This window comes from Streptomyces sp. NPDC048142, from assembly GCF_043202835.1.
Lineage (GTDB): Bacteria > Actinomycetota > Actinomycetes > Streptomycetales > Streptomycetaceae > Streptomyces.
The window spans coordinates 179,997-195,551 of record NZ_JBIDBC010000001.1; the positions used below are offsets into that span (position 1 = coordinate 179,997).

Here is a 15,555-nt window from a genome sequence, read left to right on the forward strand (position 1 = left end):
GGCACCATGCCCCGCTCCGCGTACATGCCGGACAGCGGCCGGATCGTCATACTCGGGGCCGGACCATGCGGTCTGGCCTGCGCCGACGAGCTGGCCCGCCTCGGCCATCGCGACTTCGTGCTGCTGGAGGCTGCCTCCGCGCCGGGAGGGCTCGCCTCCTCCGTGGTGGATGAGGCCGGCTTCACCTGGGACCTGGGCGGCCACGTGGTCTTCTCCCACTTCGGTGAGTTCGACCGGTTGCTGGCCGAGCTCTTCACCGACGAGGAACTGCTGCACCACGACCGCTCCTCCTACATCCGCTACGGCGACGGGTGGATGCCCTACCCGTTCCAGCAGCACCTCCATCACCTCCCGCCGAAGGACGCCGCGGCCTGCCTGCGTGACCTCCTCACAGCGCGCCCGGACGCCCGCAGGGACTCCGCGGCCCCGGCGGACTTCGCGACGTGGCTGGTCACGGTGTACGGCCAGGCCCTGGTGGACCGCTTCTTCGCCCCGTACAACGCCAAGGTCTGGGCGACACCGCTTGAGGACATGGGCTCGGCATGGGTGGCCGAGCGGGTAGCCCCCGTCGACGTCGAGGAGATCCTCGCCGCGTTCGTCGGCACCGCAGCACCCGCGCGCCGGTGGGGCCCGAATGCCATCTTCGCCTTTCCCGCGTCCGGCGGTACCGGCGAGATCTGGCGTCGGCTCGCTGCCCGCATTGGCGCCGTCCGCCTGCGCACCGGGGCCCGCGCGGTTGCCGTCGATCCAGCGGCCCGCGCCGTCACCCTCGCCGGCGGCGAGAGGATGGGCTACGACCGCCTGGTGGCCACCGGACCGCTGGACCGGCTCGCCGCCATGACCACCACCTGCCCGGCCCCGCTCCGCACGGCCGCCCAGAACCTGCGGCACACCACCGTGGCCATGGTCGGCCTGGGCTACCGGACACCGACCACCGATGCGAGGTCGTGGCTGTACTTCCCGCAGCCCGACGTGCCCTTCTACCGGGCCACGAACTTCAGCAAGTACGCGCCCGCCAACGTCCCCGGCGCCGCGGTGGACGCCTACAGCGCCTGGATGACCGAGACCTCCCTCACCCCCGGCCAGGACCTCGACCGCGACGCTCTGGTCCGCTCCTGCGACCAGGCCCTCCGCCGTCACGGCCTGGTGCCGGCGCAGGCGCCGCTGGCCAGCGCCCATGTCGAGGTGATCCCGTACGCCTACCCGGTGCCCACCCTGGGACGGGACGAGGTCCTGGCGCAGGTGATGCCGTGGATGGAAGCCCGCGATATCTACCCCCGGGGCAGGTTCGGGACCTGGCGCTACGAGATCGGCAACATGGACCACGCGGTCAAGATGGGCATCGACATCGCCCGCCGGCTGGTGAACGGAACGCGCGAGGAACTCCTCGCCTCCGCACCCTCCGGTCTCTCCGTGTCTGCGGCCCGGGTGGGGTGCCGGTCATGACCGGCACGAAGACGGCCACGGCGCTGTTCGCCGGACACCGCTTCCACGTCGTAACCGACGCCGCCTTCGACGCCGCCCAAGCGCGGTACCTTCGGGCCTTCGTCCCCGAGCACCAGCTCGCCCCACCGTGCGGGGAGGAGACGGCAGTCCGGGTCCGCCACGACGCGGCCCTCTTCCAGGAACGGATGGTCAGCGTCGCGGGCGCCGCGTCGCTGACCGTGGTGCCGTTCCGCGGCGAGCCGTACCGCCGCTGCCAGCTCGACGAGGTCACCTGGTGGCGGCCCGCCCCCGACACGCACTTACCTCCCGACCACCTCTACGCCCGGGACGCGGCGGGCCGGCAGACGGTGCTGCTGAAACCCGGGGCCGAGCGCGGCGAGCGATATCTGATGCGCGTCGTCCGCGAGGTCGTCCTGCGGTGCTCCGAGAGCCGTGGCTGGACCTCCTTCCACGCCGCGGCCGCCGCCCTCGACGACCGCGGCGTGCTCATCGCCGCTCCCTCCAGGGCGGGCAAGACCACCGTGCTGACCGCGCTGGCCGCCCACCACGGGGCCGACCTGATCGCCTCCGACCGGGCACTGGTGACCGCCGACGCAGGGATGGTGGCCGGGGTGCCGATCTCCGTCCGGATCGGCGGGGGCACCCTGTCCACACTGGCCCCGCGCGAGGGCCTGCCGAACTCACACACCCTGCCCGTAGCCTTCGGCAGCGCCCGCAAAGCAGCCCTGACCCCGCACGAGTTCGCCCGCGCCTTCTCCTCCCGCTTGAGGGAGACAGCACCCCTGCGGCTCGTCGTCATCCCCACCCTCCACGACGACGACCAGACCCTGAGCAGCCGCACCCTTGACGCCGCGCGGGCTCGCACCACCCTTGCCGCCGTGTGCTGCACCCCGTACGACGAGGACTGGCTCGAGCCCTGGTTCGCCGTCCGGACCCGGCCCGTGGACGACCTGGCCCAACAGGCCACCGCCCTCATCGAGCATCTCATCGCCACGGTGCCCGTCCTCGCGATCACGGCCGGCGTGCACAACCCTGGCCTGCTGGAGAAGATCGCCGACGCGGTGACGGGGAGGCTTACGTGACGCCCAGCCGTATAGCCGTGGTCGGGCCGGTGGCCTCCGGAAAGTCGACGCTGTCCGCAGCGATCTCCGTCTACACCGGTCTTCCCCGCATCGACCTCGACGAGCTGTTCTGGGGGCCGAACTGGACACCCCTGGACGCCCCCGTCTTCCACAAGGGCGTCCGTGACCGCCTCGCCGGACCGGCATGGATCGCGGACGGCAACTACGGCGGCGAGGTCGCCGAGATGCTCCTGGACCGCGCCGAGCTGGTCCTGTGGCTCGATCTGCCGCTGCGCGTGTGCCTGCCCCGGCTGGTCAACCGCTCGCTGCGCCGGGCCGCCACCGGCGAGGAGCTGTTCGCCGGAAACCGGGAGAGCTACCGCCACCTACTGGCTGCGGACTCCATCCTGCGCTGGGGCCCGATGCACCACCACCGTCACCGACGCCGCTGGTCCGCCCGCCTCCACCCCGACCGCACCGCCGGCCTGACGGTGGTGCGCCTGGACCGGCCCGCCGCCATCACCCCGCAGCTGCGCCGGCTCGGCCTGCTGCCCGCAACAGGAAGGGGACGCGCGTGATCGCCTCCGTCGTCCGCGTGCCCTGGCACACCGCCCACGGCGGCTACGACCGCCTCCTGGACCACCTGCCCGAAGTCCGCCGCATCACCCCGCCCCGCCACCCGATTGCGAGACGGGCCTTCACGGCCGCCCACCGCGTACTCGGCCCCCGCTGCCCGCTGCCGTTCTACCCGGCCGAGCACTTCGCCACCGACCTGCGCGTCCTAGCCTCCCGCCAGCCGGCGCACGTCCTGTACGGGGACGAACAGTTCTGGTTCTCCCGCCACCGCACCGGCCCGACCGCCATCACCTACCACCAGCCGCCCGACCAGCTCGCCCGGCTACTGCCGATCAAGGTGTGGCGGTCCCTGGCCCCGCAGGCCGAACAGATCATCGTCCTCGACCCCCACCAGCAGGCATTCTTCTGCGACCTGCTCCCGCCTGAGCGGGTGCACCTGGTGCCGCACGGCATCGACACCGCCGCCTTCACCCCCGCCGCCGGGCCGCAGCCGGGCCGGCCGTTGGTGCTGACCGTCGGCTGGTGGCTGCGCGACTTCACCACCCTCGACGCCGTCCACGATCTCCTGCACCGCCGCCACGGCCAGGACATCGAGCTGACCGTCGTCACCCGGCAGGCCGCCTCGCGCCCCTGGCACCCGGCCGCCCGCATCCTGGAAGGGATCAGCGAACAGGAGCTGATCGCCCTGTACCGGCGGGCGGCGTTCCTGCTGCTGCCCCTGACCGGAGCGAGCGCCAACAACGCCCTGCTGGAAGCCCTCGCCTGCGGTACCCCGGCCGTCGTCACGGACATCGGCGGCATCCGGCACTACACCGGCCAGGGCCCGGCCGCCGTCCTTCTCCCGCCCGGCGACGCGGCGGACGCAGCCGACGCCGCCGACAAGCTCCTCGCCGAGCTGGGCACCGCCGCCCACACCGCGCGGCGTGCGGCCGCCCGCGCGCGTGCCGAGTCCTTCGCCTGGCCGCGGGTCGCCGACGACATGCGCGCCGTCTATCAGCTGTTGGGGGGAGCGTGAGCGCCGCCGAGGTGTGGTTGGACGTCGTGGTGCCGCTTCTCGTGACCGGGCTGCTGGCCCGCGCGGTCTGGGCCGCCCTCGCGATCGAGGCGAGCGCGCGGTGGCTGCTGTCCACCCGCGCGCACCGCCCCGCCGACGTGGACGGACAAGCGCCGTGGCTGGTGGTGTTGCTGCCGATGCTCCGCGAGCAGACTGTCGCCGCAGAGTCGATCGCCGCGTTCACCGGCCTCGACTACCCCACCGGCCGCGCGGCCGTCGCGGTTATCACCACCGAACGCGAACACACCGCCCGCGCCCGGCACCGCGTCCGCCTGCCGGAGCTCGCCGCGCTGCCCACGCTGACGGCAGCCCAGCTGCGGGGCCTGTTCCCCGCTTCACGCTGCCAGGCCGTCGCCGAGCACGTGAACGCCACCCCGTGCGGCGAACGTATAGCGGTGCTGACCAAGCTGTTCGACGCCGAGCCGAGCACCGCCGACATCGTGACCGCCCTGACCGCCAGCCACCTCAAGGAGCTGCCGCTGGTCCACCTGCACCAGCCCGACGTCGGCGGCCGAAAGCCCGGACAGCTCAACTTCGCCCTCGACCACCTGCCCGACGTACTCGGACCGCTCGGCTGGCGCGAGGACGCCCACGACCACGACACCTTCGCCCTGGTATACGACGCCGACGCCGTCCCCGACCGGGCCACCCTCACCGCCTTCGCCGACGCCGCCGCCGAACACCGGGCGTCTACCGGCCGGTTGCCGGCACTGATCCAGCAACAGAGGCTCCCGCTGCTCTCCCGCCGCCCCTTCCCGCGCGGCATAGCTGGCCTGCTGCTGACCGAGGAGTGGGTCTACCAACTGCGGCGCTCCCTCGGCATCGAACTCGCCCGCGTACGCCTCCACCAGTGGCTCACCCGCTCCCGGCTCCCGGAGCCGGTCCGGGTGTGGCTGCGGCCGATGGTCTACGCCGTCGGCTGCGGCATGGCCGTCCACCTCCCCGCCCTGCGCCGACTCGGCGGCTTCCCCGAACCGATGGAAGACCTCGGCACCGGACACCGCCTCTCCCTCCTCGGCGCGGACTTCGCACCGTCCGCCGCCCTGGTCCTGGACGAGCCCTACACCGACACCACCGGACTGACCAACCTCCACGCGCTCGCGTTCACCGCCTCCGCCCGACCCGACCGCCACGCCCGAGCCGTCGCCCATCTGCCCAGCGGCCTCTCCCGCCCGGCCAGAACCGCCCTGATGCTGCGGGAGTGGGCGGACGAAGCCGCCTGGCTCCTCGGCGCCCCACTGATGACCGCCGCCGTAGCCAGCGCCTGGTGGGCCGGTCCCCTGTGGGCCGGGCTCGCCGTAGTCGGTGTCCTGCTGCACGGTCCCATCACCACCGCCCGGCTGATCGCCCTGGCACCGGCCCTGCACCACCGCGTCACCCCGCCCGCCACCACCGGGCCACCGCCCCGCTCTACCGCAGCGCGGCCGATCGCGCTCGTAGCCGCCAGCCTCCTCCAGCCCTTCGTCCGGCTGGCCGGGCCCTGGCGGCTGATCTGGGCCAAGGCAACCAGACGCCACCTCGGATTCGGTAAGACTGAACGCTGACGATCCAAAGCCCGATCACACGTGGGAGCTTGCCGTGGCTGAACCCGTTACCGCGACCGTCCGCAACGCGGCCAAGGCCGTCGTCCTGAACGACGGCCGCGTCCTGCTCCAGCGTGCCCACTGGGAGGGACAGGACTGCTACTTCCTGCCCGGCGGCGGCCAGCACCCCGGCGAGACCCTCGGCACCACGGTCCGACGCGAGGTCCACGAGGAGACCGGCCTGGACGTCACCCCCGAGCGTCTGCTGTGGCTGCGCGAGTACATCGGAGCCAACCACGGCGGCGCCCCGGAAGACCACCGGGTGGAAGCGATCTTCCTGTGCCGGCCCGAGGGCGACCCGGACAAGCTTGGCGGCCACGCCGAAGACGACGTGCAGACCGGACTGGAATGGGTGGAGCTGGAGAAGGTGCCCGGCCTCAACCTGCTGCCCCACGGCCTGCGCACCCTGATCGCCGACCTCACCCACGGCGAGCCCCCCACCCGCTACCTCGGCGACATTGCCTGACGCCGTGTCGAGGATCGACGGCCGCGTCCCCGACGGCGCCACCGAAATCACCACCGGCCAGGCAAACCGCGTCTGGTACATCGGCGGACGCGAGCCGTACGTCCTCAAGCACTACAGCGACCCCGCCCGTGCCGCCAACGAAGCCGCCGCCCTCCGACTCCTCACCCACCATCACGCCCCCAGCCCCCGCCTGCTCCACGCCGACGTGGAGGGACAGCCGGCCTGGACCGCGCAGAGCGCCGTCCAGGCCCAGCCTGTCCCCGCCGAACAGTTCCTGGATGACCTCGCCGGCCCGCTCGCCGCAGTTCACGCCATCGGCGGAACCCACTTCGGGCGTCTCGCCGGAGCCACCCGCCACCCCACCTGGCGCGACTACCTCCACGACCGCCTGAACCTCTACACGGCCACAACACCCGATCTCGCTACCGCTGCGGCAGCCCTCCGCCGAGACCTCGACCGAGTGAACCTCGACATCGAGCCGCGCCTGCTCCACCACGACCTCCAACCCGGACACCTCGTCCGCACCACAGACGGTCTGCAGCTCCTGCTGGACTGGGAACTCGCCGCCTTCGGTGACCCGATCTCCGACCGCGCCCGCCTCGCCGTACGCCTATGCCTGCTCTCGCCGCAGGCCGTACTCGCCCCCGGGGCCGCTCCAGCTGCCCATCAGCGCCTGGACCTGTACTGGCGCCTCCACCTCCTCGCCGATGCGGCCCTGGCCACGGACCCAGCAGTCCGCGCACACGCCCTGTCCCTCACTGCTCGACCGCCCCGCCGCGCACAATGACTTGCAGATCTTGACCAACCGGAGGCTGGCATGGACGGCAAATGGCTCGTCGACTTCTTCAACAGGCCGGCTCGCTACCCGCATCACATCGTCCGCGGGGACGGGTCACTGGATCCGGTGCACATCGGGGACCTTAATCGCGTCATCGAAGCAGTGAGCCGGCTCATAGACCAGCTGAAGATCCCCGAGTTCGCCAATTCGATCGGAGAACTGGTCCGGCCTGATCGTGGTGTACGGCATGGACGAACCGGAGTCTCGAGGCCGGCTGCGCGATGCCCTGGAGAAGGATGGGTTCACGGTGACGGTGCGGTGCAACGAATGCGGCACCTCGCTGGAGGTCCACCCCCGGAAGGTCGACCTGATCATGACCAGGTACGACCTAATCGTGAATGTGATCGCTGAGGTACTACCGGAGGCGGCGACCATCACCGATCTTCAGGACGGCGTCACACAGCGTCTCGGCCACCCGGTGCCAACCGGTCTGCTTCGCACGCAGATAGAGATCTTCAACATGTCGCTGATGATGCGACGGAAGGGGACCGAGCCGGCCGAGTCGACGGTCCCCGAGGGCCTGGTGACTGCTGCCTTCGAGAGCGATGTGATCCCGCCGCTGTGTACGCGGTTGCCGTGAGCCGCTTCGTAGCGTGTTTGAGGCAGATTTCCGATGACCCTCCGCAAAAAAGGAGTTGATCCGGGTGCGACCCAGCCAGCAGATGCGCGATCTCGGCGTCGTTCAATACGGCGCGCCCATCCTGGGTGAGCCGGCTCGCTACTTTGCACTCCCTGACGAGCGGGAGACCGCGGGTACCGTCGTCGGCCAACTCCTCGACGCTATGGAACGCATCCGCCGCGCGCACGACTTCTCCGGCAAGGGCCTGGGCGTGGCCGCCCCACAGATCGGCATCGGTCGGGCCGCAGCGGTCATCCAGCGCCCTGGGGCCGACCCCATCGTGCTGCTCAACCCCGTCATCACCGCCGGCTCCGCGGAGATGGACGAGAAGTTCGAAGGGTGCCTGTCACTCTTCGACGTGCGCGTCCCGGTTCCCCGGCCGTTGCGGATCACGGTGGAGACGGTGACGCCGGACGGCAGTGCGGCGACTGCGGTCTACGAACGCGGCGAGGCGCGGCTCATCGCGCACGAGATCGATCACCTTGACGGTCTCGTGCTGCTGAACCGCATGCGGCCCGGCGTGAAGCCGGTCCCCGTCGAGGAGTACCGCAAGAGGCCCGAAGCCACCGGTAGGGCCTGGTCGTACGAGTAGAGGAGAGGCAGCACGATCGTGGGTAGGCACGCCCGCCCAGGACCGCCGGATCAACCGTCCCGTGCGGTCCCGAGCATCGACCCCGACGATCTGCTCGCCCCGTATCACCGGCGCAGGCGCGCACCGATGGACGTCTACCGTCGGCACCGGCCCGTCGGCGGCGGGGCCAGCCACGTGCGGCCCGAGGAACCGCGGGTTCTGGAGTCCTGGGACGGCTTCGCGTACCTACCCGAAGGCACCGCGCCGAACCTCGCGGCCGCGCAAGCCTGGGCGGCCGGCGGGCCGGCGCAGGGCGGGTAGGCCATCGGCTCGATCGCCCCGTGGGGATCTGGGCGAAAACGGCCTCTCCACGGACGGGAATCCGGATCATGGAGGGGTGGAGGACTGGTACGACTGCAGCGACCCGGCCGAACTGCGCATCCGCCTCGATGTGGCGCTCGAGGAGAACGCCGAACTACGCGCGGAGCTCGCCGAGGTGCGCGCCGAGAACCTGCGCCTGCGCAGCCGCCCGGGAGTTCCCGCAGCCGACGCGCCGCGGGCGCTGCCACCGGTCCCCGAGCCTCCCGCACCGGTCATTACGGAAGGCGGGCACGGGCTGCCGTACGCGGACGCGACCTCCGGCACGGAGGCAAAGATCGCGCTGTTCCGGGCCCTGTTCGCCGGCCGCGAGGATGTCTACGCCACCCGGTGGGTGAGCGCGAAGACGGGCCGGACGGGCTGGAGCCCCGCAGAGGACAACCCGTTCGCAAAGAACAAGAACGATGCCGAGCGGGTGTTCTGGCCGCTGACCGACAGAGCCGTCTACAACCACCTCTCCCGCCCCGAGCCCGGCGCCCGGGAGACCCACCTGGGGCTGTACCCACTGCTGGCAGACGACACCTGCCGCCTCCTTACCGTCGACTTCGACGGCAAGGACGGCAGCGACTGGCGCGGCGACGCGGCCGCCTACGCCTGCCACGACGCCGGTGTCCCCGTCCTGCTCGAGGTCTCCCGCTCCGGGGCCGGCGCCCACGTATGGACCTTCTTCACCGCCCCCGTCGCCGCGGTCACCGCCCGCACGCTGGGGATGGCGCTGCTGCGCCGGGCGATCGACGTCCGCGGACAGATGACGCTGTCCAGCTACGACCGGCTCTTCCCCGCCCAGGACCTGCTGCCGACGAACGCCAAGGGCAACGCCCGGTTCGGCAACCTGATCGCGCTCCCGCTGCAGGGGGCTTCCCGACTCAAGGGCACCACGGTGTTCTGCGACCCGCAGACCTGGGAGCTGTACCCCGACCAGTTCGCCCGCCTGTCCCAGGTCGAGCGGCTCTCCCCGACCCAAGTCGAGGCGCTCGTCGGCAAGCTCGGCGAGGTCAAGGCGGACCCGTCGGCGACCGCGCCGGTCGCGCCGCCCAAGCCCCGGCGGCGCGCTCTGGGCAAAGCCCCCGAGGTCGTCGAGGCGCGCTTGTCGGCGATGCTCGCGATCTCAACCAAGGGCCTACCGACAGCCTTGGTCGCCGCGCTCAAGCACACGGCGTCGTTCAACCCGGAGTTCTACCGCCGCCAGAGCCAGCGGTACTCCACCTGGGACACCCCGCGCCTAGTCTGCTCCTTCGACGCCACCGACCCGGACTGGATCAAGCTGCCGCGCGGCCTGCGCGATGAAACGGCCCAGCTCATCGCCGTCGCCGGCGGCACGCTCACGGTCACCAGCGAACTCCCGGACGTCGAGCCGATCAACGCCCGCTTCACCGGCGAGCTGACCGACGTGCAGGCCCGCGCGGTCGACGCGGTCACGGACCACACCAGCGGGGTGCTCGTAGCGCCGCCGGGCTCGGGCAAGACGGTCATGGCCTGCGCGCTGATCGCCCACCACGAGACGCCCACCGCGATCATCGTCAACCGCTCCGAGCTGCTGTCCCAGTGGCAGGACCGCCTGGCCACATTCCTCGAACTTGACGAGGGCCGCGTCGGTTCCCTGGGAGCGGGCAAGGACCGCCGCGGCCACGTGGTCGACCTGATCATGCTCCAGACGCTCAGCCACCGCGACGCCCCAGACGGCCTGCTGAACGGCTACGGCCTGGTGGTCGTCGACGAGTGCCACGCCGTGGGCGCACAGGGCGCCGAAGCCGCGATCCGCAAGGCCCGCGCCCCACGCTGGATCGGCCTGTCGGCAACCCCATACCGGGCGGATCAGATGGATCCGCTGATCACCTTGCAGTGCGGACCCATCCGGCACGAGATCGCCGACACCAGCACCTTCACCAAGCACCTCATCGTCCACCCCACCCCGTTAACCACCGACGAGCCAGGCAACGACGGAGCCTCCTTCCAGGCGATCTACACCGAACTCGCCGCGAACTCCGACCGCAACACCCAGATCGCTGCCGACATCGCCGACGCCGCCCGGCGCGGACGATGCAGCCTGGCCCTGACCAACCGCGTCGAACACCTCCACCAACTCGCCACCGCCCTCGCCACACACGGCATCGAACCCCTGCTCCTGCACGGCGGCATGCCGCCGGCCGAACGGGCCCGCGTCCGCGCCCGCCTGACCGACGAGACGACTACCCCGCTGGTGCTGCTGGCCATCGACAAGCTTGATCCTCCTCACCAGCCCGATCTCCTTCAAGGGACGCGTGATCCAGCAGGTCGGCCGGATCATGCGCAACACCGAGTCGAAGAAGTCCCACGTCGAGGCGCACGACTACATCGACGCGGACGTGCCCTGGCTGGAACGCATGCACCACAAGCGGCGCCGCATCCTCGAACGCCGCGACTTCACCGCCACCACCCCCGAGAACCTGCCCCAGCCGCCCGCCTACCACCCCGTTGTCCCCGCGCGCCGCCGACCAGAGCCCTCACGAACCGCGACGAGACCGCCGGTGGCCGAGGTGCGGCGGTGGGCCAAGGACCAGGGCATGGACGTGCTACCGCGAGGCCGACTCCGCAGCGACATCTGGGACGCCTGGCATGAGGCCCATCCCCAGGCACAGCCGGTCAGCTGATCCGGTGCGTCTCGACGAGTTCAGAGCCGATAGCGTGCCGAGATGGGCTCGCGGCGCCTCGTTCTGGAATCCGACAACGACCGTTCCGACAGAGGGCTTGACTAGTGAATGATCCACACCGCGGAGTGCAGTACAGGCCGAGGTGCACCGGGTCCTGCGCGCGGAGACCCAGACCCTTACCGCACGTCTTGCAGCGCTGCCGGGCGGGGAAGAGCTTCTCCTTGCTCGTCGTGGTCATCGAATCGGCCGTCCTTCCCGCTCGCGTTCAAGCTTCGACTGCTTCCTGGTCGCCTCACGGGCCTTGTCCCGGAAGTAGATCGCCTCCTTGTGCGTGATCGGCGCGTCGTGGAGGTTGTGCGAGCCCCGCAGGAAGTTCTCCGTACGGTCGGCGATGGAGTACGCCAGCGCCTGCTCGACCACCGCGCTGGTCTGGCGCACCTCGCCCAGCTCGTCGCGCAGCTTGCGCAGCAACCCGTCCCGCTCGCGTTCAGCGGCCTCGATGTTCGCCAGGCGTGCCACCACGCTGCCCAGCAGCGGGTCGCGGGAGCGGAAGAGCTCGACGGCGCGCTCGGTGGCAGGATCGGCGTCAAGGTGCAGGTCGAGCTGCGCCAGCAGGAACGCCGTCACCAGCGTGCCCTGGCTCAGCCGCCGGCTGAACTCCCGAGCAGCGCTGTCGCTCACGCCCAGCTCACGGACTGCGGCTGCTCGCAGCTGCTCCCGCAGTGCGTTCATGATGCTCTCGGGCAGCGCCTTGATGTGCGGCTGGCTCTGCACGCCGGCGAGCCGGAAACCCGACTGGGGGAGCGTGGCGGTCTCGGCTGTACTGCCCGAGCCCCCCTTCGAGGCCGCGCTCTGCACGGCTTCCTGATGGTCGGTGAGCTGCAGCGATCCGGGCGTTGCATGCTGGGGCTCATCCGGTGCGGCGACGACGTCATGAGCAGCGACTTCGGCTGTAGCGGCGTCCTCGACGTCCGGTTGTGCCCCGGGAGCCGGAACGGCATCAGCCACAAGGCCTGCCGGCGCACCGCCCGGGAGCACCCCGTCAGCGGTGCTCTGTCCGCCGCCGGCACCACCGCGCTGATTGGATCCGCTGGCCCGCTCGGAGTCGTCGGCGTCGGGCTCGTGATCCGGCTTCAGATTCGGGCGATCCGCTTCGGCTTCCACGTCGAGATCAGCCTGCGGACCTTCAACCCCGAGTTGAGAGTCGACGTCGCCGGCCTCATCGAACTGCACATCCGGCTCGGGCGTTGCCGCCTCGGGCCCAGGCTGTACCGCCTGGGCCTGGACACGCTTGAGCTCCTCGCTCCCGCCGCGCCTGTAGGCGTCAAGGAAGGACGTGTCCACCTCCATCACCTCGTCGGTGGGCGTGGTCGCCTCCAGCATCTCTGCGAAATCCCGGCTCATACGAGCTCACCGTCCTCGTCGTCCAAGAGGTAGTTGTCGCCGCGGGTGAGCCCGATCAGCGAGTCGAAGCCCGTGGTGACGACACGTTCGAGGTTCGCCGAGTTCTTCGCCAGTGCCGCGACCTGGTCGACGAGCTCGTTGAGCCGCGCGATCTCCAGGGTCGGCAGGTCGTAGTCGAGGTTCTCGCGCCGGATCTTCTCGACCACCGCCTCGACCACGTAGTCGTTCACCGAGGAGAACCCGCGCTTGTCGGCCCAGTACTCCGCGCGCTGCTTGTCGTCCGAGCTCAGCCGGACGAACATGCCCTGGCGGCCACTACTGCCGCTCTGTGTCGCGCCCGGCGGCTTCTTCTTCGTGCCGCGCACGGGCTGCGTCGTCTTCGCCAGCGCCTGTGAGACGGTCATGCGCGGCTTCTCCTTGTCTCGTTCGACTGAGCTATCAGGTCACCCTATCAACGCTACTTGGTAAGCTATCTACGCTCTTTTCGTTAGGGTTGGAATACCAGTAGGGTCGCGCTCGCTCCCAGTCGGTTCGCCGGCGGGCATCGCCGCAGTAGATGGCCCCGCTCGATTCCTTCCCCCTCGGGCGGGGCCATCTGCTGTGGACCACCCCCACCCTCGCGTGACGGCGAGAAGGGAAGGCAGGGACCCGGTGCGACATGTCGCACCGGGTCCTTCGTCTGTCTGATGGACGCCAGCTCAGGAGCTGGGCGCGGTAGTTGGCGTCGTGTTCGTCGTACAGTCGACAAGCTCCTGGATGAACCTCGGGGACTGCCAGATCGCCTTGTCCTTGTCGTTCGGCAGGTGTTCGACGACCGACCCGGTACTGAGGGGTGCGCCGCCGGCGAAGAAGTGCAGCGCCTCCTGGCTGAAGCCCGCGTTCTGCACCACGGTCGACAGACACTGGCCGGCCGCCGCGTATGTCTTCTTCTGGCTCTCGTCCCGGGCGTAGGAGGAGAACATCGAGACCAGGCCCTTGGTGAGCTCGATGGACGAGTTGACCGGCTGATCCGCGCGGACCGGGTAGGCCGGTTTCAGGTTCGGCTTGCCAGGTATAGGCTTCGCGGCTGCCTTCGGGGGCGCGTAGCTCTGAGCCTTGAGGCTGCTGCTGTCCGGAAGTACGGCCTTGTCGATGCATCCGTCGACGTCCCCGCGCAGTGACCGCGAGGCCAGCAGTGCGGCATCGTCCTCGCTTACCTTGTTCAGTCCGTCGATGACTGTGCCTATGTCGTCGCTGTCGGCCTTGGCGATGTAGGCCAGCGCCTTCTCCGACATTCCCGCCTTCCGTGCTGCGCTAGCTAGGCAGGCTCCGCCGTCCTTTCTGGAACCTCCGGCGCCCTGGAAGGCGAGCTTGTCCAGCGCCTCGCCGAGAGCCTTGTCGGCGACCTTGGTAGTGCTCGTAGTCGGGCTTGGTGTAGGCGCTGGCTGTGTCTCCTTGGCCGTTCTGCCGTTGCCGCTGGAACATCCAACGAGCGCAACGCCCGCGGCCAACGCTGCAGCAGAGAGTCCAGCCTTCCTCGTCCTCGAGGTCCTCATCGCTTCTCGCCTCGCCCCTCCTATTGCCGACCAGTCTGATTGGATCGACTGGTCTCTGAGTGCATCTTATGTGAATGCCTATTGAATGACGGCCTGTGATGAGTCAGGATGTCGCCAGATAGAGGATGCAGAGGACGCGCAGAGCGGGACTCGGGCGCGCAGAGTGCCTGCGGGTCTGTTGGGCGCTTGGGGATCAACGGAGTTGATCCGGAAGGCTCTGCGATACGTCGTGCGCGTGTCGGCTACGGGTGGCCCCCTGTCGGGCGGCTGTTTGTGGGCTTCTCATCTCCTCCCACGAAGGACTGCTCGCCATGACTGCCCTTGCTTCTGATCGGGCCACCGCCGACGTCGATCTGCTGACGCTCACGCTGCACGTGAGTGATGGCCAGAAGACCTGCTGCCGACCGTCTTCGAGGGCGAGAACCCGGTCTACGTCGACAAGCAGGCCGCAGCCTGGCTCAAGGAACTGCCGTGCTTCGCGACCGAGATGGGCGACTCGACCGGCTGCGGTCGGCTCCCTCGGACCTTCAACGCGGTGCTCGCGTCCATCACCCGCGGCCAACAGCTCATGCAGGTGGCCACGCTCTGACGCGCGCCCGTTTCCGGAAGGAGAGCACCGGACATGACTATGCATGCTGCGCACGTCCCCGCGTCCATGAAGCCAGGCCCGGTCGTCTATACCGACCAGCAGCTTCTCCGCGTGCTCATCCGCCTGGCGCAGGGGGAGAGCATCCTCGGACGTCGCACGTTCGAGCAGCGCCGCGGGGACGCAGACCCGTCTGCTCCGCTCTACGAGCGCCGCTTCGGCAGCTGGAACCGCGCGCTAGAACTCGCGGGACTCGACACGGTCGCACAGCCGGAACAACTGCAGGATGCGACGACGAAGTGGACCCAGGAACAGCTCGTCGCCGCGATCCGTCGGTGTCTGCTGGTAACGGGATCCACGACGCTGGCGGCCTACGAGGCCTGGCGCACGGATCCGACAGATCTGAAGTCTGATGTTCCGCCGGCCACCACCATCCGCTTCCGGATGGGCAGTTGGTCGCGAGCCACCGAGCTGGCCTGCAGCTGAAGTCATCACCGGCAGCCACGTCGACGCCGCCCCTCGGATACCCCGCGCCCGGAAGGACCCCCATGGACACCGAGTACGCCCCTGAGATCACCCACCCCGACACCACCTGCCGTACCTGCCGCACCATGATCCAGTGGATCGCCTGCCAGACCGGCGGTTGGTGGGCGCACGCCGAGCACCCAGCAGACGGACACGACGCGGAGCCCGCAGCCGACCTCGACAGCTCCGCTGCGCAGCACGAGGACAAGCGCACGAAGCTGAACGACTGACCGCGCACTCCTTGGGCGCGGGCGGTTCGGTCCGCGTCCTGTTTTCCTGGGAA

General features: G+C 70.1%; 16 protein-coding genes and 1 pseudogene. 14 read left to right on the forward strand and 3 right to left on the reverse strand.

Going from position 1 to position 15,555, the window contains the following annotated elements:
* The first annotated feature begins 6 nt into the window (after positions 1-6).
* The 12 genes and pseudogenes from ACGF2Y_RS00850 (at position 7) to ACGF2Y_RS00905 (ending at position 11,222) form a co-directional block, all read left to right on the forward strand.
* A complete protein-coding gene (locus tag ACGF2Y_RS00850; protein WP_392941853.1) occupies positions 7-1,446 on the forward strand; it encodes a protoporphyrinogen/coproporphyrinogen oxidase in 1,440 nt (479 codons plus the stop codon).
* Positions 1,443-2,528 carry a hypothetical protein gene (locus tag ACGF2Y_RS00855; protein ID WP_392941856.1) on the forward strand — a complete coding sequence of 362 codons (1,086 nt, stop codon included), beginning with the start codon at positions 1,443-1,445 and terminating at the stop codon, positions 2,526-2,528. The genes ACGF2Y_RS00850 and ACGF2Y_RS00855 overlap by 4 nt, the downstream gene beginning before the upstream one ends.
* Positions 2,525-3,085 carry a hypothetical protein gene (locus ACGF2Y_RS00860; RefSeq protein WP_392941858.1) on the forward strand — a complete coding sequence of 187 codons (561 nt, stop codon included), beginning with the start codon at positions 2,525-2,527 and terminating at the stop codon, positions 3,083-3,085. Before ACGF2Y_RS00855 ends, ACGF2Y_RS00860 begins: the two co-directional genes overlap by 4 nt.
* Positions 3,082-4,098 carry a glycosyltransferase family 4 protein gene (locus tag ACGF2Y_RS00865; protein WP_392941861.1) on the forward strand — a complete coding sequence of 339 codons (1,017 nt, stop codon included), beginning with the start codon at positions 3,082-3,084 and terminating at the stop codon, positions 4,096-4,098. Before ACGF2Y_RS00860 ends, ACGF2Y_RS00865 begins: the two co-directional genes overlap by 4 nt.
* Positions 4,095-5,681 carry a hypothetical protein gene (locus ACGF2Y_RS00870; protein WP_392941864.1) on the forward strand — a complete coding sequence of 529 codons (1,587 nt, stop codon included), beginning with the start codon at positions 4,095-4,097 and terminating at the stop codon, positions 5,679-5,681. The genes ACGF2Y_RS00865 and ACGF2Y_RS00870 overlap by 4 nt, the downstream gene beginning before the upstream one ends.
* Before the next feature lie 34 nt (positions 5,682-5,715).
* Positions 5,716-6,186, forward strand: a complete 471-nt coding sequence (locus ACGF2Y_RS00875) for an NUDIX domain-containing protein (protein WP_392941866.1) — start codon at positions 5,716-5,718, stop codon at positions 6,184-6,186.
* Positions 6,187-6,190: 4 nt separating this feature from the next.
* A complete protein-coding gene (locus ACGF2Y_RS00880; protein ID WP_392941868.1) occupies positions 6,191-6,973 on the forward strand; it encodes a phosphotransferase family protein in 783 nt (260 codons plus the stop codon).
* 238 nt (positions 6,974-7,211) lie between these two features.
* On the forward strand, positions 7,212-7,604 hold the full coding sequence (locus ACGF2Y_RS00885; protein ID WP_392941870.1) for a hypothetical protein: 393 nt from the start codon (positions 7,212-7,214) through the stop codon (positions 7,602-7,604).
* A gap of 82 nt (positions 7,605-7,686) precedes the next feature.
* A complete protein-coding gene (locus ACGF2Y_RS00890) occupies positions 7,687-8,235 on the forward strand; it encodes a peptide deformylase (protein ID WP_392941873.1) in 549 nt (182 codons plus the stop codon).
* Positions 8,236-8,361: 126 nt separating this feature from the next.
* A complete protein-coding gene (locus ACGF2Y_RS00895; protein WP_392941876.1) occupies positions 8,362-8,535 on the forward strand; it encodes a DUF6087 family protein in 174 nt (57 codons plus the stop codon).
* Positions 8,536-8,710: 175 nt separating this feature from the next.
* Positions 8,711-10,390: pseudogene (locus ACGF2Y_RS00900) on the forward strand (DEAD/DEAH box helicase family protein); the annotation flags it as partial.
* Positions 10,391-10,955: 565 nt separating this feature from the next.
* Entirely contained in the window at positions 10,956-11,222 is a 267-nt protein-coding gene (locus ACGF2Y_RS00905) for a histone-like nucleoid-structuring protein Lsr2 (protein ID WP_392941879.1), read from the forward strand.
* Positions 11,223-11,456: 234 nt separating this feature from the next.
* Here ACGF2Y_RS00905 and ACGF2Y_RS00910 read toward each other — a convergent pair whose 3' ends face one another.
* The 3 genes from ACGF2Y_RS00910 to ACGF2Y_RS00920 form a co-directional block, all read right to left on the reverse strand.
* The gene (locus ACGF2Y_RS00910; protein ID WP_392941882.1) at positions 11,457-12,626 is read right to left on the reverse strand and encodes a hypothetical protein; all 1,170 of its coding nucleotides are present in this window, start codon (positions 12,624-12,626) and stop codon (positions 11,457-11,459) included.
* Positions 12,623-13,030: a hypothetical protein gene (locus ACGF2Y_RS00915; RefSeq protein ID WP_392941884.1), complete on the reverse strand. Its 408-nt coding sequence runs from the start codon at positions 13,028-13,030 to the stop codon at positions 12,623-12,625. The genes ACGF2Y_RS00910 and ACGF2Y_RS00915 overlap by 4 nt, the downstream gene beginning before the upstream one ends.
* Positions 13,031-13,324: 294 nt before the next feature.
* Positions 13,325-13,900 carry a hypothetical protein gene (locus ACGF2Y_RS00920; protein ID WP_392941886.1) on the reverse strand — a complete coding sequence of 192 codons (576 nt, stop codon included), beginning with the start codon at positions 13,898-13,900 and terminating at the stop codon, positions 13,325-13,327.
* An 883-nt stretch (positions 13,901-14,783) separates the two neighbouring features.
* Between ACGF2Y_RS00920 and ACGF2Y_RS00925 the strand changes: the two genes are divergently transcribed.
* The gene (locus ACGF2Y_RS00925) at positions 14,784-15,233 is read left to right on the forward strand and encodes a homing endonuclease associated repeat-containing protein (RefSeq protein WP_392941889.1); all 450 of its coding nucleotides are present in this window, start codon (positions 14,784-14,786) and stop codon (positions 15,231-15,233) included.
* Between the two features lie 62 nt (positions 15,234-15,295).
* Positions 15,296-15,502, forward strand: a complete 207-nt coding sequence (locus ACGF2Y_RS00930; protein WP_392941891.1) for a hypothetical protein — start codon at positions 15,296-15,298, stop codon at positions 15,500-15,502.
* The last annotated feature ends 53 nt before the right edge of the window (positions 15,503-15,555 follow it).